Source organism: Phyllobacterium sp. P5_D12, from assembly GCF_054049495.1.
Window position 1 is genome coordinate 1 of sequence record NZ_JBFUMG010000599.1, and the last position, 2565, is coordinate 2565.

Annotated in this window: 3 protein-coding genes; all 3 read left to right on the forward strand. The window is 56.5% G+C overall.

Annotated features, from left to right (window positions below; all coding sequences use genetic code 11):
• A partial coding sequence (locus tag ACXJ5O_RS24040) for an AGROH133_08824 family phage infection protein (RefSeq protein ID WP_457302101.1) occupies positions 1-382 on the forward strand: 382 nt, incomplete at its 5' end.
• A 245-nt stretch (positions 383-627) separates the two neighbouring features.
• On the forward strand, positions 628-1188 hold the full coding sequence (locus ACXJ5O_RS24045) for a F0F1 ATP synthase subunit delta (protein WP_457302102.1): 561 nt from the start codon (positions 628-630) through the stop codon (positions 1186-1188).
• On the forward strand, positions 1188-2565 hold a 1378-nt coding region (gene atpA, locus ACXJ5O_RS24050; protein ID WP_457302103.1), incomplete at its 3' end, for a F0F1 ATP synthase subunit alpha. The genes ACXJ5O_RS24045 and atpA, both read left to right, overlap by 1 nt.

The following is a 2565-nucleotide window of genomic DNA, read 5'->3' on the forward strand; positions in this document are numbered from 1 at the left end:
TTATTGGCCGGCGACTACAGGCGAATGGCTGGCTTGGCTGTCAGCGGCAATCACAGTCATCTTCGGATTGATCCTGTTTTTTGCTCCTCGCGTCGCACTGAAAATCATGCGCCTGCAGACCAAACCCGAGCGGCCTGAAGCCATATCTGAAGTGCGCGCCACGTTTGCCGGATTTTATCTCGGACTTGGGCTAAGCGCCCTGGTTTTCTCCCAGCCCTTTCTCTGGATCGCGCTTGGCGTTTCGTGGGGCTTTACGGTCTTCGGTCGCCTGATCTCCATGATGTCGGATCGAGGCAACACGGTTTATAACTGGATATCAGTGCTTGTCGAAATTGCGTTGGCAACGGGCCCCTTGCTCTTTGCCTTCGGCTTCATTGCATAAACATGACAGCATTAGTTGAATCAGTTGCTCATAATTATCCAGAGCTGCGGCGATTGGGACGGCCTTTTTAGGGGATTCGCGTGTTGCGAGTCCTGAGTTCCTATGCTAGACGGCATTCAAATCTCGTCGGATACGGCTTTCGGGTTGTGCCTTCGGCGGTAAAAAAATCAATAATGCCAAAGATTTGACCGAAAATCCTTTCCGGTTTCCAGATTTTTGGCACCAACGCAGAGAGCTTGTCGTTCGTGGCAGAAACTTCGTCGCTCATTACCGGTGTTGCCCAGCGTTACGCGGGTTCGTTGTTCGACCTCGCGTTGGAGACGAAATCCGTTGCCGAGGTGGAGAAGAATCTCGGCGAGTTCGAGGCTCTCATCAATGGTAGTGCCGATCTGAAGCGACTGGTTCTGAGCCCGGTCTTCTCACCTGGCGATCAGGTCAAGGCGATTTCCGCCATCCTCACAAAGGCCAAGATTGGCGGCCTCGTCGGCAATTTCCTGCGTGTCGTCGCGCAAAACCGGCGCCTGTTCGCGGTGCCTGCCATGATCCAGTCATTTCGCCAGATCGCCAGCGCGCAGCGCGGCGAGGTTTCGGCGGACGTTACTTCGGCGCATGCCCTGACGGCGGCGCAGCAGACAGAATTGAAGGCCACGCTGAAAAGCGTCGCCGGCAAGGACGTGACAATCAATGTCACTGTTGATCCGTCGATACTTGGAGGTCTCATCGTCAAGTTGGGGTCCCGCCAGATCGACACTTCACTTCGCACAAAACTTTCTTCGCTTAAGCTTGCACTGAAAGAGGTCGGCTGATGGACATCCGTGCCGCGGAAATTTCCGCAATCCTGAAAGAGCAAATCAAGAATTTCGGCCAGGAGGCAGAGGTCTCCGAGGTCGGTCAGGTTCTGTCCGTCGGTGACGGTATTGCTCGTGTATATGGTCTGGACAATGTTCAGGCCGGTGAAATGGTCGAGTTCCCGGACGGTACCCGCGGCATGGCCCTGAACCTCGAAAGCGACAATGTCGGCGTCGTTATTTTCGGTTCGGACCGAGACATCAAGGAAGGCGACACCGTCAAGCGGACCGGCGCCATCGTTGACGTTCCCGTTGGCAAGGAATTGCTTGGCCGTGTTGTCGATGCGCTCGGTAATCCGATCGACGGCAAGGGTCCGATCAAGGCAACGCAACGTTCGCGCGTTGACGTCAAGGCGCCAGGCATCATTCCGCGCAAGTCGGTGCATGAGCCGATGTCGACTGGCCTCAAGGCTATTGATGCGCTGATCCCCGTCGGCCGCGGCCAGCGCGAGCTGGTCATCGGCGATCGCCAGACGGGCAAGACCGCGATTATTCTCGATACTTTCCTTAATCAGAAGCCGGCTCACGATGCAGGCAATGAGAGCGAAAAGTTGTATTGCGTCTACGTCGCTATCGGCCAGAAGCGTTCGACGGTTGCGCAGTTCGTCAAGATTCTCGAAGAGCGCGGCGCGCTTGAATATTCGATCATCGTTGCTGCCACAGCTTCCGATCCTGCGCCGATGCAGTATCTGGCGCCGTTTGCCGGTTGCACTATGGGCGAATACTTCCGTGACAACGGCATGCACGCACTGATCGGTTATGACGATCTGTCCAAGCAGGCCGTGGCATATCGCCAGATGTCCCTGCTGCTGCGCCGTCCTCCGGGCCGCGAAGCTTATCCAGGCGACGTTTTCTATCTGCATTCCCGTCTGCTGGAGCGCTCTGCAAAGCTCAATGACGACAACGGCGCCGGTTCGCTGACCGCATTGCCTGTCATCGAGACCCAGGCGAACGACGTGTCGGCCTATATTCCGACCAATGTGATCTCGATCACTGACGGTCAGATCTTCCTTGAAACCAACCTGTTCTACCAGGGTATCCGTCCGGCCGTGAACGTCGGTCTGTCGGTTTCCCGCGTTGGCTCTTCCGCGCAGATCAAAGCGATGAAGCAGGTTGCTGGTTCGATCAAAGGTGAGCTGGCTCAGTACCGCGAAATGGCGGCCTTTGCGCAGTTTGGTTCCGATCTCGACGCCTCGACACAACGCCTGCTCAACCGCGGTGCGCGCCTGACCGAGCTTTTGAAGCAGCCACAGTTCTCGCCGCTGAAAACGGAAGAGCAGGTTGCGGTGATCTACGCCGGCGTCAATGGCTATCTCGACAAGCTTGCCGTCAATC